The organism is Pseudomonas sp. zfem003, from assembly GCF_032621675.1.
GTDB lineage: Bacteria > Pseudomonadota > Gammaproteobacteria > Pseudomonadales > Pseudomonadaceae > Metapseudomonas > Metapseudomonas otitidis.
In genome coordinates, this window is sequence record NZ_JAVYJG010000008.1 from 300,328 (window position 1) to 314,463 (window position 14,136).

General features: G+C 66.0%; 15 protein-coding genes. 14 read left to right on the forward strand and 1 reads right to left on the reverse strand.

Annotation, left to right across the window (positions count from 1 at the left end):
- Positions 1-3 precede the first annotated feature (3 nt).
- The 8 genes from accA (at position 4) to RTK35_RS20870 (ending at position 8,038) form a co-directional block, all read left to right on the forward strand.
- Complete coding sequence (gene accA, locus RTK35_RS20835; RefSeq protein ID WP_044414343.1) at positions 4-954, forward strand: acetyl-CoA carboxylase carboxyl transferase subunit alpha; 951 nt, start codon at positions 4-6, stop codon at positions 952-954.
- Positions 941-2,311, forward strand: a complete 1,371-nt coding sequence (gene tilS, locus RTK35_RS20840; RefSeq protein ID WP_316908878.1) for a tRNA lysidine(34) synthetase TilS — start codon at positions 941-943, stop codon at positions 2,309-2,311. The genes accA and tilS overlap by 14 nt, the downstream gene beginning before the upstream one ends.
- Positions 2,312-2,475: 164 nt before the next feature.
- Entirely contained in the window at positions 2,476-4,107 is a 1,632-nt protein-coding gene (locus RTK35_RS20845) for a CTP synthase (protein WP_107328239.1), read from the forward strand.
- Between the two features lie 2 nt (positions 4,108-4,109).
- The gene (gene kdsA / locus RTK35_RS20850; RefSeq protein WP_142015295.1) at positions 4,110-4,955 is read left to right on the forward strand and encodes a 3-deoxy-8-phosphooctulonate synthase; all 846 of its coding nucleotides are present in this window, start codon (positions 4,110-4,112) and stop codon (positions 4,953-4,955) included.
- Between the two features lie 145 nt (positions 4,956-5,100).
- Positions 5,101-6,390, forward strand: coding sequence for a phosphopyruvate hydratase (gene eno / locus RTK35_RS20855; protein WP_107328240.1), 1,290 nt, complete (start codon positions 5,101-5,103; stop codon positions 6,388-6,390).
- 60 nt (positions 6,391-6,450) lie between these two features.
- The gene (gene ftsB, locus RTK35_RS20860) at positions 6,451-6,732 is read left to right on the forward strand and encodes a cell division protein FtsB (protein ID WP_107328241.1); all 282 of its coding nucleotides are present in this window, start codon (positions 6,451-6,453) and stop codon (positions 6,730-6,732) included.
- Entirely contained in the window at positions 6,729-7,436 is a 708-nt protein-coding gene (gene ispD, locus RTK35_RS20865) for a 2-C-methyl-D-erythritol 4-phosphate cytidylyltransferase (protein WP_316908879.1), read from the forward strand. Before ftsB ends, ispD begins: the two co-directional genes overlap by 4 nt.
- An 8-nt stretch (positions 7,437-7,444) precedes the next feature.
- Entirely contained in the window at positions 7,445-8,038 is a 594-nt protein-coding gene (locus RTK35_RS20870) for a hypothetical protein (RefSeq protein ID WP_074971932.1), read from the forward strand.
- Here the strand turns inward: RTK35_RS20870 and RTK35_RS20875 are convergent.
- Positions 8,001-8,888, reverse strand: coding sequence for a LysR substrate-binding domain-containing protein (locus RTK35_RS20875; RefSeq protein ID WP_074971931.1), 888 nt, complete (start codon positions 8,886-8,888; stop codon positions 8,001-8,003). The two genes, RTK35_RS20870 and RTK35_RS20875, sit on opposite strands and share 38 nt — an antisense overlap.
- Before the next feature lie 104 nt (positions 8,889-8,992).
- On the opposite strand from RTK35_RS20875, the gene RTK35_RS20880 reads away from it, so the two are divergent.
- The 6 genes from RTK35_RS20880 to RTK35_RS20905 all read left to right on the forward strand — a co-directional run bounded on the left by RTK35_RS20880 (position 8,993) and on the right by RTK35_RS20905 (position 14,053).
- Positions 8,993-10,105, forward strand: a complete 1,113-nt coding sequence (locus RTK35_RS20880) for an S-(hydroxymethyl)glutathione dehydrogenase/class III alcohol dehydrogenase (RefSeq protein WP_044414315.1) — start codon at positions 8,993-8,995, stop codon at positions 10,103-10,105.
- 78 nt (positions 10,106-10,183) lie between these two features.
- Positions 10,184-11,029 carry an S-formylglutathione hydrolase gene (gene fghA / locus RTK35_RS20885; RefSeq protein WP_316908880.1) on the forward strand — a complete coding sequence of 282 codons (846 nt, stop codon included), beginning with the start codon at positions 10,184-10,186 and terminating at the stop codon, positions 11,027-11,029.
- Positions 11,030-11,110: 81 nt separating this feature from the next.
- A complete protein-coding gene (gene ispF / locus RTK35_RS20890) occupies positions 11,111-11,584 on the forward strand; it encodes a 2-C-methyl-D-erythritol 2,4-cyclodiphosphate synthase (RefSeq protein ID WP_074971929.1) in 474 nt (157 codons plus the stop codon).
- The gene (gene truD / locus RTK35_RS20895; RefSeq protein ID WP_316908881.1) at positions 11,581-12,639 is read left to right on the forward strand and encodes a tRNA pseudouridine(13) synthase TruD; all 1,059 of its coding nucleotides are present in this window, start codon (positions 11,581-11,583) and stop codon (positions 12,637-12,639) included. The genes ispF and truD overlap by 4 nt, the downstream gene beginning before the upstream one ends.
- Positions 12,627-13,376, forward strand: a complete 750-nt coding sequence (surE, locus tag RTK35_RS20900) for a 5'/3'-nucleotidase SurE (protein WP_074971927.1) — start codon at positions 12,627-12,629, stop codon at positions 13,374-13,376. The genes truD and surE overlap by 13 nt, the downstream gene beginning before the upstream one ends.
- A gap of 41 nt (positions 13,377-13,417) precedes the next feature.
- The gene (locus RTK35_RS20905; RefSeq protein ID WP_172435135.1) at positions 13,418-14,053 is read left to right on the forward strand and encodes a protein-L-isoaspartate(D-aspartate) O-methyltransferase; all 636 of its coding nucleotides are present in this window, start codon (positions 13,418-13,420) and stop codon (positions 14,051-14,053) included.
- The last annotated feature ends 83 nt before the right edge of the window (positions 14,054-14,136 follow it).

The window sequence follows — 14,136 nt, forward strand, 5'->3', positions numbered from 1 at the left end:
CCTATGAACCCGAACTTTCTGGATTTCGAACAGCCGATCGCTGACCTGCAAGCCAAGATCGAGGAGCTGCGCCTGGTCGGCAACGACAATGCGCTGAACATCAGCGACGAGATTGCCCGCCTTCAGGAAAAAAGCAGCGCCCTGACCGAAAGCATCTTCGGCAACCTTACCAGCTGGCAGATCGCCCAGTTGGCCCGCCATCCGCGCCGGCCCTACACCCTGGACTACATCAGCCACATCTTCACCGAGTTCGACGAGCTGCATGGCGATCGCCATTTCTCCGACGACGCGGCCATCGTCGGCGGCGTAGCCCGCCTGGACGACCAGCCGGTGATGGTGATCGGTCACCAGAAAGGCCGTGAAGTGCGTGAGAAGGTCCGTCGCAACTTCGGCATGCCCCGTCCCGAGGGCTACCGCAAGGCCTGCCGCCTGATGGAGATGGCCGAGCGCTTCAAGATGCCGATCCTGACCTTCATCGACACCCCTGGCGCCTACCCGGGCATCGATGCCGAAGAGCGCGGCCAGAGCGAAGCCATCGCCTGGAACCTGCGGGTCATGGCGCGTCTGAAGACTCCGATCATCGCCACCGTGATCGGCGAAGGTGGTTCCGGCGGTGCGCTGGCCATCGGCGTGTGCGATCGCCTGAACATGCTGCAGTACTCGACCTACTCGGTGATCTCGCCGGAAGGCTGTGCCTCCATCCTGTGGAAAACCGCCGAGAAGGCGCCCGACGCGGCCGAGGCCATGGGCATCACCGCCGAGCGCCTGAAAGGCCTGGGGATCGTCGACAAGGTCATTCCCGAGCCGCTGGGCGGCGCCCACCGCGAGCCGGCCATTGCGGCCCAGTCGATCCGCGAGGAGCTGCTCGGCCAGCTCAAGACCCTGAAGAAGCTGTCGGTCGACGACCTGCTGGCCCGTCGCTACGAGCGTCTGATGAGTTATGGCGTGGCCTGAGGGCCACGCGCCGGGGCGGGCCGATGAGGGCTCGCCACTGGCCCGCTCGCTCCATTCCCTCCTGCTGTCCCGCACCCTGCCCTGGCGCTCCGCGCCGGGGTGGACGGTCGCCTTCTCCGGCGGCCTCGACTCCACCGTCCTGCTGCATCTGCTGGTTGTGCTCTCCCGCCAGGGTGACGTGCCGCCGCTCAGCGCACTTCATGTCCATCACGGCCTGCAGTCGGCTGCCGAGGCATGGCCGGCCCATTGCCAGGCCGTGTGTGACCGACTCGGTGTGCCCTTGATGCATGCCTCCGTTGTCGTGGAGGAGGGCGCCAGCCTGGAGAATGCCGCTCGTCGGGCGCGCTATGGCGCCTTCGAACAGGCCGTTGAGGTGGGGCAGGTGCTGATGCTGGCTCAGCACCGTGACGATCAGGCTGAGACGCTGCTGTTCCGGTTGATGCGCGGTGCTGGCGTGCGGGGTCTGGCGGGGATGCCGGTGAGCCGCGCTCTGGGCGACGGTCACTTGCTGCGGCCGTTGCTGGACGTGGCCCGTCAGGACCTGGAGGCCTATGCGCGGGAGCAAGGGCTGGACTGGGTCGAGGACCCGTCGAACCAGGACACCCGGCTGGATCGCAACTACCTGCGACAGATCGTCCTGCCTGCCCTGGTGTCACGCTGGCCGCGCGCGCTCGGCGGCATGGTCCGCAGTGCTGCGCACCTGGCCGAGGGTGAGGCGCTGCTGGGGGAGTTGGCGGCCATCGACCTGGCTGCCGCGCGAGACACCGAGGTATTCCCCTGGCTGGGTTTGCAGACCCTCTCCCTCGATCCGCTGCTGGCGTTGTCCGAACCACGGCAGCGCAATGCCCTGCGTCACTGGCTCGCCACCTTCACGGCCATGCCCGACAGCGATCACTGGGCGGGCTGGGTGGCCTTGCGTGATGCCGCACCGGATGCCGAACCGGTCTGGCGCCTGGCTGGTGGCGAACTGCGCCGCGCAGGTGGCCGGCTCTGGTGGCTCGGCAACGCCTGGCTGGATGTCGTGCCGGCGGCGCAGCCCTGGCCGAACCCCGAGCATCCCCTGGCCCTGGACGGCAATGGCGTGGTGTGGATCGAAGGGCGGGGTCCGGAAGGTCCCTTGCAGGTGCGCTATCGCCAAGGCGGGGAGTCGATGCAGATCGATGGGCGGGGGCGACGTGATCTCAAGCGGCTGCTCAATGAGCGGGGTTTCCCGGCTTTTGCCCGGGGTCGCCTGCCCTTGCTATACCGAGGCGACGAACTGCTTGCGGTGCCCAATCTTCAAGGGCTGGAGGGCCCTCGGGAGGGGGGCTGGACCCTGTCTTGGACACCCCCGACGAATGACCAAGGTTTGAGCTGAAAGGGTCTTTCCGGTAGACTACGCTCCCGTCTTACAGAGCACCTGCCGATTCCCTCGGAACTGGCAGGTGCTTGCCGTTTCGGCACTGTTCCAGATTCCGGGCCCAGGCCCGATTCGCTCTCTCCGGCGGCCTTCCGCCTAAACGCTGACTTCTAGGGTTATTCATGACGCGCTACATCTTCGTCACGGGTGGTGTTGTTTCTTCATTGGGGAAAGGCATCGCCTCGGCATCCTTGGCCGCCATTCTGGAAGCGCGGGGCCTGAAGGTCACCATGCTCAAGCTGGACCCGTACATCAACGTGGACCCGGGCACCATGAGCCCGTTCCAGCACGGCGAAGTGTTTGTCACCGAGGACGGCGCCGAGACCGACCTCGACCTGGGCCACTACGAGCGCTTCGTGCGCACCACCATGACCCAGAACAACAACTTCACCACCGGCCGCGTCTATGCCGATGTGCTGCGCAAGGAGCGCCGTGGTGACTACCTGGGCGCCACCATCCAGGTGATTCCGCACATCACCGACGAGATCAAGCGTCGCATCATCAAGGGCGCCGGCGATGCCGACGTGGCCCTGGTGGAGATCGGTGGCACCGTGGGTGACATCGAGTCCCAGCCCTTCCTCGAAGCCATCCGCCAACTGCGGGTGGAGGTCGGCGCCAAGCGCGCGATGCTGATGCACCTGACCCTGGTGCCCTATATCGCCACCGCCGGCGAGACCAAGACCAAGCCGACCCAGCACTCGGTGAAGGAGCTGCGTTCCATCGGCCTGCAGCCCGACGTGCTGATCTGCCGTTCCGACCACGAGGTCGACCTGTCCTCCCGCCGCAAGATCGCGCTGTTCACCAACGTGGAAGAGCGTGCGGTCATCGCCCTGCAGGACGTCGACACCATCTACCGCATTCCTTCCGTGCTGCACGCCCAGGGCCTGGACGACTTCGTCGTCGAGCGTTTCGGCCTGCAGTGCGGCGGTGCCGACCTGTCCGAGTGGGACCGCGTGGTTGACGCCAAGCTGAACCCCGAGAAGGAAGTCACCATCGCCATGGTCGGCAAGTACATGGAGCTGCTGGATGCCTACAAGTCGCTGATCGAAGCGATGAGCCACGCCGGCATCGAGAACCGCACCAAGGTGAACCTGCGCTACATCGACTCCGAAGACATCGAGAACCAGGGCACCAGCCTGCTGGAAGGCGTCGATGCCATCCTGGTCCCCGGTGGTTTCGGCCTGCGCGGCGTGGAAGGCAAGATCACCACCGTCAAGTACGCCCGCGAGAACAAGATCCCCTACCTGGGCATCTGCCTCGGCATGCAGGTGGCCGTGATCGAGTTCGCCCGTAACGTACTGGGCTGGACCGACGCCAACTCCACCGAGTTCGACAAGGCCAGCGGCCATCCGGTGGTCGGCCTGATCACCGAGTGGCAGGACGCCACCGGCGCCACCGAGATCCGTACCGAAGCCTCGGACCTGGGCGGCACCATGCGCCTCGGCGCCCAGGCCTGCCAGCTGGAGGCCGGCTCGCAGGTTCACGCCTGCTACGGCAAGGACGAGATCGTCGAGCGCCACCGCCACCGCTACGAAGTGAACAACAACCTGTTGCCGCAACTGAAGGAAGCCGGCCTGAAGATCACCGGCCGCTCCGGCGACGGCGCCCTGGTCGAAGTGGTCGAGGCACCGGACCATCCGTGGTTCGTCGCCTGCCAGTTCCACCCGGAGTTCACCTCCACCCCGCGTGACGGCCATCCGCTGTTCAGCGGCTTCGTCAAGGCCGCCCTGGCACAGAAAACGAAGAAGGCCTGAGCATGCAGCAGAAGATCGTTCGCGTCGGCGACATCGAGATCGCCAACGACAAGCCCTTCGTGCTCTTCGGTGGCATGAACGTGCTGGAGTCCCGTGACCTGGCGCTGAAGGTCTGCGAAGCGTACGTGCGGGTCACCGAGAAACTCGGCATCCCGTACGTGTTCAAGGCCAGCTTCGACAAGGCCAACCGTTCCTCCATCAACTCCTTCCGTGGTCCCGGCCTGGAAGAGGGGATGAAGATCTTCGAAGAGGTGAAGAAGACCTTCGGCGTGCCGGTCATCACCGACGTGCACGAGCCTTACCAGGCCGCTCCGGTGGCTGAGGTCTGCGACATCATCCAGCTGCCGGCCTTCCTCTCCCGCCAGACCGACCTGGTGGTGGCGATGGCGAAGACCCATGCAGTCATCAACATCAAGAAGGCCCAGTTCCTCGCACCCCAGGAGATGAAGCACATCCTGACCAAGTGCGAAGAAGCCGGTAACGATCGCCTGATCCTCTGCGAGCGCGGTTCGTCCTTCGGCTACAACAACCTGGTGGTCGACATGCTCGGCTTCGGCATCATGAAGCAGTTCGGCTACCCGGTGTTCTTCGACGTCACCCACGCCCTGCAGATGCCGGGCGGCCGCGCGGATTCCGCGGGCGGTCGTCGTGCCCAGGTCACCGACCTGGCCAAGGCGGGCATGAGCCAGGGGCTGGCCGGCCTGTTCCTCGAGGCCCACCCGGACCCGGACAACGCCAAGTGCGATGGCCCGTGCGCCCTGCGCCTGGACAAGCTGGAGCCGTTCCTCGACCAGCTCAAGCGCCTGGATGACCTGGTCAAGGCTTTTCCGCCGATCGAGACTGCCTGAGCCGGCAGTTCTCCGGTAAAGTGCCGGGCGGGCGCAAGCTGACCATTCGGTCATGTTTTCGCCGGAACTGCCGAATGAACATCCGGACGGCCCGCCCCTCTAATTTCGCTGCAGCGTTATCGTCAACTTTGGAGTGCTAACAACAATGGCAAAGATCGTCGACATCAAGGGCCGCGAGGTTCTGGATTCCCGTGGCAACCCCACCGTGGAAGCCGACGTGATCCTCGAGAACGGTTTCATCGGCAGCGCCTGCGCGCCGTCCGGTGCATCCACCGGTTCCCGCGAGGCGCTGGAACTGCGTGATGGCGACAAGAGCCGTTACCTGGGCAAGGGCGTGCTGAAGGCCGTGGCCAACATCAACGGCCCGATCCGTGACCTGCTGCTGGGCAAGGACGCGACCGACCAGAAGGCCCTGGACCGCGCGATGATCGAACTCGACGGTACCGAGAACAAGGCCAAGCTGGGCGCCAACGCCATCCTCGCCGTGTCCCTGGCGGCTGCCAAGGCGGCTGCCCAGGCCAAGGGTGTCCCGCTGTACGCGCACATTGCCGACCTGAACGGCACTCCGGGCCAGTACTCCATGCCCGTCCCGATGATGAACATCATCAACGGCGGCGAGCACGCCGATAACAACGTCGACATCCAGGAGTTCATGGTTCAGCCGGTCGGCGCCAAGAACTTCGCCGACGCCCTGCGCATGGGCGCCGAGATCTTCCACCACCTGAAAGCCGTGCTGAAGGCCCGTGGCCTGAACACCGCGGTGGGTGACGAGGGCGGCTTCGCCCCGAACCTGGCCTCCAATGAAGACGCACTGGGTGCCATCGCCGAAGCCGTCGCCAATGCCGGCTACACGCTGGGCACCGACGTGACCCTTGCCCTGGACTGCGCTTCCAGCGAGTTCTTCAAGGATGGCAAGTACGACCTGGCCGGCGAGGGCAAGGTGTTCGACGCCAACGGTTTCGCCGACTACCTGGCCGGCCTGACCCAGCGCTACCCGATCATCTCCATCGAAGACGGCATGGACGAGTCCGATTGGGCCGGCTGGAAGTCCCTGACCGAGAAGATCGGCGAGAAGGTGCAACTGGTGGGTGACGACCTGTTCGTGACCAACACCAAGATCCTCAAGGAAGGCATCGACAAGAGCATCGCCAACTCGATCCTGATCAAGTTCAACCAGATCGGTTCCCTGACCGAGACCCTGGAAGCCATCCAGATGGCCAAGGCTGCCGGCTACACCGCGGTGATCTCCCACCGTTCCGGTGAAACCGAGGACAGCACCATCGCCGACCTGGCCGTAGGCACCGCTGCCGGCCAGATCAAGACCGGCTCCCTGTGCCGTTCCGACCGCGTGTCCAAGTACAACCAGCTGCTGCGTATCGAAGAGCAACTGGGCGGAAAGGCCCCTTACCGCGGTCGTGCCGAGTTCCGCGGCTAAGCCGGGGATGATAAAAAGGGCAGCGAAAGCTGCCCTTTTCGTATGGATACTTCTCTTTCGATGGCCAAATCCCCCTACTGGTTGTTCGTCGTACTGATCCTGGTCTTGTCCGGGTTGCAGTATCGCCTCTGGGTGGGTGATGGCAGCCTCGCCCAGGTCGCCGAACTGGAAAAGCAGATCGCCGAGCAGAAGGGCGAGAACGAGCGCCTGCTCGAGCGCAATCGCATCCTCGAGGCCGAGGTGTCGGAGCTCAAGAAGGGTACGGAAACCGTCGAGGAGCGTGCCCGCCATGAGCTGGGCATGGTCAAAGAGGGCGAGACCCTCTACCAGATCACCGAATGACCCCACCCGAACTCCCCGAATTCTGGGCCGTTATCCCCGCCGCCGGCGTGGGGGCCCGCATGCGTGCCGACCGACCCAAGCAGTACCTGGAGCTGGCCGGACGCACCTTGCTCGAACATACCCTTGCAGCCTTTCTCGACCACCCGCGGCTCAAGCGCCTGGTGGTCAGCCTGAGCCCGGAGGACCCGTACTGGCCGAGCCTTGCTGCATCCCGTGACCCGCGCATCGAGCGCGCCGAGGGTGGCCGGGAGCGTGCGGACTCGGTACTCAACGCACTCCTGCGTCTGGCCGAACTCGGCGCGCAACCGCGCGACTGGGTGCTGGTGCACGATGCGGCCCGGCCCAACCTGTCCCGTTTCGACCTGGATCGCCTGCTGGCGGAGCTGGCCGACGATCCGGTGGGCGGCCTGCTGGCGGTCCCCGCCCGGGACACCCTCAAGCGCATCGGCCCTGATGGGCGAGTCGCCGACACCATCGACCGCAGCCAGGTCTGGCAGGCCTACACACCGCAGATGTTCCGCTTCGGTGCGCTGCACCGGGCCCTGGCCGATGCACTGGTCGCCGGCGTGGCGATCACCGACGAGTCGTCGGCGATGGAGTGGGCCGGCGCCGCGCCCTGCCTGGTGGAAGGGCGCGCCGACAACATCAAGGTCACCACCCCCGAAGACCTGCTGCGCCTGCAGCGTGGCCTGTTCGACCGCTGAGCCCTGCCATGAAGCGCCTGGGACGCCTGCTGCCCCGCCTGGAAGGCTACCTGCACCGGGTGCTGCGCTGGGCCGGTGACGGCTGGCGGCTGCCCTGGCTGTGCCTGGGGCTGGCTTTCGTCGGCACCCTGACGGCGGCCTATCCCATCACCTCCGTCGTGGTTCCCGCCGTGCTCATGGCGCCCCGGCGTTGGGGCGTGGTCAGCCTGTTCGCCGCCCTGGGCAGCAGCTGCGGTGCGCTGGGGATGATGCTGATCGCCCACTACCTGGGCTGGAGCCAGCTGTACGCCTGGTTCCCAGCCATGGCCACTGACCCTTCCTGGCTGCGGGTGATGGGCTGGACCCACGAGTACGGGCTGCTGGCGCTCTTCGCCGTGGCCCTGCTGCCCCTGCCGCAGACGCCGGCGCTGCTGGCGTTGTCCACCGTGCCGCTGGCCTACCCGGGAGCGTTCGCCGCCATCCTGGCAGGCAAGGTCCTCAAGTACCTGGGGTTCGCCTGGGTGGCTTCGCGCTTCCCCGGGCACGTCCACGGCTTCCTGCATCGCCATGGGCGGGCCCCCACGCCTACGCCGCCGGGTGGGTCGACGCCAGGCCGTCCCTGAGTGCATCCACCAGTTGGCGGACCTTGGGTGACAGGTGGCGCTGCTGGGGGTACAGCGCCCAGACGGCGGTATTCGGCGGGCGATGCTGCTCCAGCAGGGACACCAGCTCGCCGCTCTTCAGGTGGTCCAGCACGTAGTAGTCGGGGAGCTGGCACAGGCCGAAGCCACGTAGCGTGGCATCCAGCACGGCCTGGCCGCTGTTGCAGCGCCAGTTGCCCTGCACCCTCAGGCTCTGTTCCTTGCCGTCCTGCTGGAAGGTCCACTGGTCCGAGCTGCCCACCAGGCAATTGTGCCGGGCCAGCTCGGACAGGCTGTGGGGCCGGCCATAGCGTTCCAGGTAGCTCGGGGCGGCGCACAGGTACATGACGCGGGGCGCAAGGCGCGTCGCCACCAGCCGCGAGTCCTGCAGGCGGCCGAGGCGGATGGCCAGGTCCAGCCCTTCGTGCACCAGGTCCAGCGGGCGGTTGCTCAGCTCGATGTCGACCCGCAGCTGCGGGTGGCGTGCCATGAAGGCGTTCACCAGCGGCACGATGAAGCGCTCGCCATAGGCCACCGCGCAGGTCATGCGCAGCAGGCCCTTGGGTTCGCCGGTCAGGTCGCTGATGGCGCGCATGGCCTCGTCCCGCGCATCCACCAAGCGCTGGCAGTGCTGCAGGAAGGTCTGCCCGGCCTCGGTCAGCGCCACCTTGCGGGTGCTGCGGTAGAACAGGCGGGTTTGCAGGCGCTCTTCCAGTCGGGCGATCTGGCGGCTCACCTGGGATGAAGAGAGGCCGATGCGCTGGGCCGCGGCGGTGAACTGGCCGGTTTCCGCGACGGCGATGAATTCGTCCAGGCCTTCCCAGCGGTTCATTGGATTATCCCTGTGTGGCAATAAAGTTTTGCTTTGTGGCGGATTATTTACCAAATCGAGGTCATCTACACTCCCGCCACCGTTCACATCGCTGGAGAAGCGCCATGATCAAGTCCCGCGCCGCCGTTGCCTTCGAGGCTGGCAAACCCCTGCAGATCGTCGAAGTCGATGTCGCGCCGCCCAAGGCGGGCGAAGTTTTGGTGCGCATCGTCGCCACCGGTGTCTGCCACACCGACGCCTACACCCTGTCGGGCGCGGATTCCGAGGGTGTGTTCCCGTGCATCCTCGGCCATGAGGGCGGCGGCATCGTCGAGGCGGTGGGCGAAGGCGTCACCTCCCTGGCAGTGGGCGACCACGTGATCCCGCTCTACACGGCCGAATGCCGCGAGTGCAAGTTCTGCAAGTCCGGCAAGACCAACCTGTGCCAGAAGGTCCGTGCGACCCAGGGCAAGGGCCTGATGCCCGACGGCACCAGCCGCTTCAGCTACAACGGCCAGCCGATCTACCACTACATGGGCTGCTCGACCTTCTCCGAGTACACCGTGCTGCCGGAAATCTCCCTGGCGAAGATTCCCAAGGAAGCCCCGCTGGAGAAGGTCTGCCTGCTGGGTTGTGGCGTGACCACCGGCATCGGCGCCGTGCTCAATACCGCGAAGGTGGAGGAGGGCGCTACCGTCGCCATCTTCGGCCTCGGCGGCATCGGCCTGGCCGCCATCATCGGCGCCAAGATGGCCAAGGCTTCGCGCATCATCGCCATCGATATCAACCCCTCCAAGTTCGACGTGGCCCGCGAGCTGGGTGCGACCGACTTCGTCAACCCGAAGGACCACGCCAAGCCGATCCAGGACGTGATCGTCGAGATGACCGACGGCGGCGTGGACTACAGCTTCGAGTGCGTCGGCAACGTCGACCTGATGCGTGCGGCGCTGGAGTGCTGCCACAAGGGTTGGGGTGAGTCGGTCATCATCGGCGTGGCTCCGGCCGGTGCTGAGATCAAGACCCGTCCGTTCCAACTGGTCACCGGTCGCGTGTGGCGTGGCTCGGCCTTCGGTGGGGTGAAAGGCCGCACCGAGCTGCCGACCTACGTGGAGAAGTCCCAGTCGGGCGAGATCCCGCTGGACACCTTCATCACCCACACCATGGGGCTGGATCGCATCAACGAGGCCTTCGACCTGATGCACGAAGGCAAGAGCATCCGCACCGTCATCCACTACTGAGCGCCCTTTCGGCTGGCGCAGGGCGGCAGGGATTGCCTGTCGCCTGTGCGTTGCCCTGAGGACGACCCGGAGGCCCCCATGACCCTCGAGATCGTTTCCAGCAACAAGAGCTTTGGTGGCTGGCACAAGCGCTACCGCCATCGCTCGACCTGCCTGAACTGCGACATGGTGTTCGCGGTGTACCTGCCGCCCCAGGCGGAACAGGGCGAGAAGCTGCCCGTGCTCTACTGGCTGAGCGGGCTGACCTGCACCGACGAGAACTTCATGCAGAAAGCCGGCGCCCAGCGCCTGGCGGCCGAGCTTGGGCTGATCATCGTCGCGCCCGACACCAGCCCCCGGGGCGAGGGTGTGCCGGATGACCCGGACAAGGCCTGGGATTTCGGCCTGGGTGCCGGTTTCTACGTCAATGCGACCCAGGAGCCCTGGGCCCGTCACTACCGCATGTACGACTACGTGGTGCAGGAGCTGCCGGCGCTGGTGGAGGCCAACTTCCCGGTTTCGGACCGCCGCGGCATCGCAGGGCACTCCATGGGCGGGCACGGCGCGCTGGTCTGCGCGCTGAAGAACCCCGGGCGCTACCAGTCGGTTTCGGCCTTTGCACCGATCAGCAATCCAATAGCTTGCCCCTGGGGCGAGAAGGCGTTCTCCCGTTACCTGGGGGATGACCGTTCGCGCTGGCGCGAGTGGGACGCCTGTGCACTGCTGGCCGAAGCCCAGGAGCGTCTGCCGATCCTGGTTGACCAGGGCGACCGCGATGACTTCCTGGACGGCCAGCTCAAGCCGGACGCGCTGCAGGCTGCCGCCCGCGCCAGTGGCCATCCGCTGACCCTGCGGTTGCAGCCGGGTTATGACCACAGCTACTACTTCATCGCCAGCTTCATCGACGATCACCTGCGCCATCACGCTTCGGCCCTGCGGGGCTGACGCGTTACCTAGGCGGGGCGGCCATCGGTCGCTCCGCTTTCGGGTAGAATCCCGCCCCTGTTCTTACGGGGCATTCCTCTCATGCGCATTGGACACGGTTACGACGTACACCGCTTCGGTGACGGTGATCACATCACCCTCGGCGGGGTACGCATCCCCCACAGGTTCGGCCTGGTGGCCCATTCCGACGGCGACGTGGTGCTGCACGCACTGTCCGACGCCTTGCTCGGTGCGGCGGCACTCGGTGATATCGGCAAGCACTTTCCGGACACCGACCCGCAGTTCAAGGGAGCGGACAGCCGCGTGCTGCTCCGCCATGTCCTGGCCCAGGTGAAGGGCAAGGGCTGGAAGGTGGGTAACGTCGACGCCACCATCGTGGCCCAGGCACCGAAGATGGCGCCGCACATCGAGGCGATGCGCGCTGCCATTGCGGCTGACCTTGAGGTCGGTATCGACCAGGTCAACGTCAAGGCGACCACCACCGAGAAGCTCGGTTTCACCGGGCGTGAAGAGGGCATCGCCGTCCACGCTGTTGCCCTGCTGCTGCCGCTATGACTGAACTCGAACTGCTGGGGCCCCGGGCCCATGGCGAAGCGCTCGGCCAGGCCGTCCTCAAGGCGGTGGCCGAAGACTTCCAGGTGGACGAGGTGCTGGACATTCCCCTGGCGGGTGAAGGTGAACACCTGTGGTTGTGGGTGGAAAAGCGCGGCCTCAATACCGAGGAAGCGGCCCGGCGCATTGCGCGGGCTGCGGGCGTTCCCCAGCGGGCCATCAGCTACGCCGGCCTGAAGGATCGCCAGGCGCTGACCCGCCAGTGGTTCAGTCTGCACCTGCCGGGCAAGGCCGATCCGGACCTTGCTTCGGCAGAAGGCGAGACCCTGCGCATCCTGCGCCAGGTCCGCCATAAGCGAAAGCTGCAGCGGGGTGCCCACTCGGCCAACGGTTTCACCCTGAGGCTGACGGCCTTGCAGGCCGACCCGGAAGCCCTGGAGGCTCGGCTGAAGACGCTGGCTGCCGTCGGCGTGCCCAACTACTTCGGCCTGCAGCGCTTTGGCCACGAGGGCGGCAACCTGCTGCAGGCCCGGCACTTCGCCGAGCAGCACGTATTGCCCGAGCAACGCAACCTGCGCTCCCGTTTGCTCTCGGCAGGCCGCAGTTACCTGTTCAACCGGGTACTGGCTGCGCGTGTGGCCAATGGCAACTGGAACCAGGCGCAGGTCGGCGATCTCCTGGCCTTTACCGACAGCCGGAGTTTCTTCCCGGCAGGAGAGGCCGAGTGCGCCGACCCGAGGTTGGCGATTCTCGATCTGCATCCCACCGGTCCGCTGTGGGGCCAGGGTGACTCGCCGGCCGGCGGTTCGACGCAAGCATCGGAGCAATCCGTGGCGCTGGCCGAGCCGGCCCTGCGTGACTGGCTCGTCGAGGCGGGCATGGCGCACGAACGGCGCATCCTGCGCCTCCCCATCGGGGGACTTACGTGGCATTATCCCGGGCCTGACGTTCTGCAACTGGAATTCGTCCTGCCGGCCGGATGCTTCGCTACCGCAGTGGTGCGCGAGCTTGTCGATCTGGTGCCGGTGGGGCACACGGACAATCCATGCGTATTCTGATTTCCAACGACGACGGGGTGAACGCACCCGGTATCGCCGCCCTCCATGCTGCGCTCGAGGGTTATGCCGAGTGTGTGGTCATCGCGCCCGACCAGGACCGGAGCGGCGCCAGCAGTGCATTGACGCTGGACCGCCCCCTGCATCCGCAGGTCCTGGCCAACGGTTACATCAGCATCAACGGCACCCCGACCGACTGCGTGCACCTCGGCCTGAACGGATTGCTGGAGGAGGCCCCTGCCATGGTGGTCTCCGGCATCAACCTGGGCGCCAACCTGGGGGATGACGTGCTTTATTCCGGGACGGTGGCTGCTGCCTTGGAGGGTCGCTTCTTGGACCGCCCGGCCTTTGCCTTCTCGTTGCTTTCGCGGCAGCCGGACAACCTGCCGACAGCGGCGCATTTCGCCCGCCTGCTGGTGGAGGCGCACGAGCAGCTCGACCTGCCGCCCCGCACCGTGCTCAACGTGAACATCCCCAACCTCCCGCTGGACCATATCCGTGGCATCCAGCTCACCCGCCTTGGCCATCGCGCTCGTGCAGCAGCACCGGTGAAGGTTGTGAACCCGAGGGGGAAGGAGGGCTACTGGATCTCAGTCGCCGGGGACGCGGAGGATGGTGGGCCAGGGACTGATTTCCATGCAGTCATGCAGGGCTATGTCTCGATCACCCCGCTCCAGCTCGATCGCACTTTCACCCAGGCGTTCGACTCATTGGATAGCTGGTTGGGAGGCCTGTCCTGATGGCCCGCGAGCAGGATGATCTGTTGCGACGGGGCATCGGCATGACCTCGCAGCGCACCCGCGAACGCCTGATCCAGCGCCTCTATGAGGAGGGGCTGTCCAACGCCCATGTGCTGGAAAGCATCCGTCGGACCCCGCGCCACCTGTTCGTCGATGAGGCCTTGGCCCACCGGGCCTACGAAGACACAGCGCTTCCCATCGGCCACAACCAGACGATCTCGCAGCCCTACATGGTGGCGCGCATGAGCGAGCTGCTGCTGGCGGCGGGGCCCTTGGACAAGGTGCTCGAAATCGGCACCGGTTCCGGCTACCAGACCGCGATCCTGGCGCAGGTGGTGGAGCGGGTGTTCTCCGTCGAGCGGATCCAGGCACTGCAGGATCGTGCGAAGGAGCGTCTGGCCGAGCTGAACCTGCGCAACGTGGTTTTCCGCTGGGGCGATGGCTGGGAAGGCTGGCCTGCACTGGCACCCTATAACGGCATCATCGTCACGGCGGCTGCCGCCGAAGTTCCGCAAGCGCTGCTGGACCAATTGGCACCGGGTGGGCGGCTGGTGATTCCGGTTGGGGCAGGGGACGTCCAGCAATTGATGCTGATCGTCCGCGAGGAAAACGGTTTCTCCCGGCACATCCTCGATGCGGTGCGGTTCGTACCCTTGCTGAGCGGTCCGCTGGCCTGATGCGGCCAGCAGGGAACCTGCAAGGCCAGTCGGCTCTCTGATTGGCTGGTGGCCGGGCGTAGTCTTGCGCCGCGGTGCGCAGT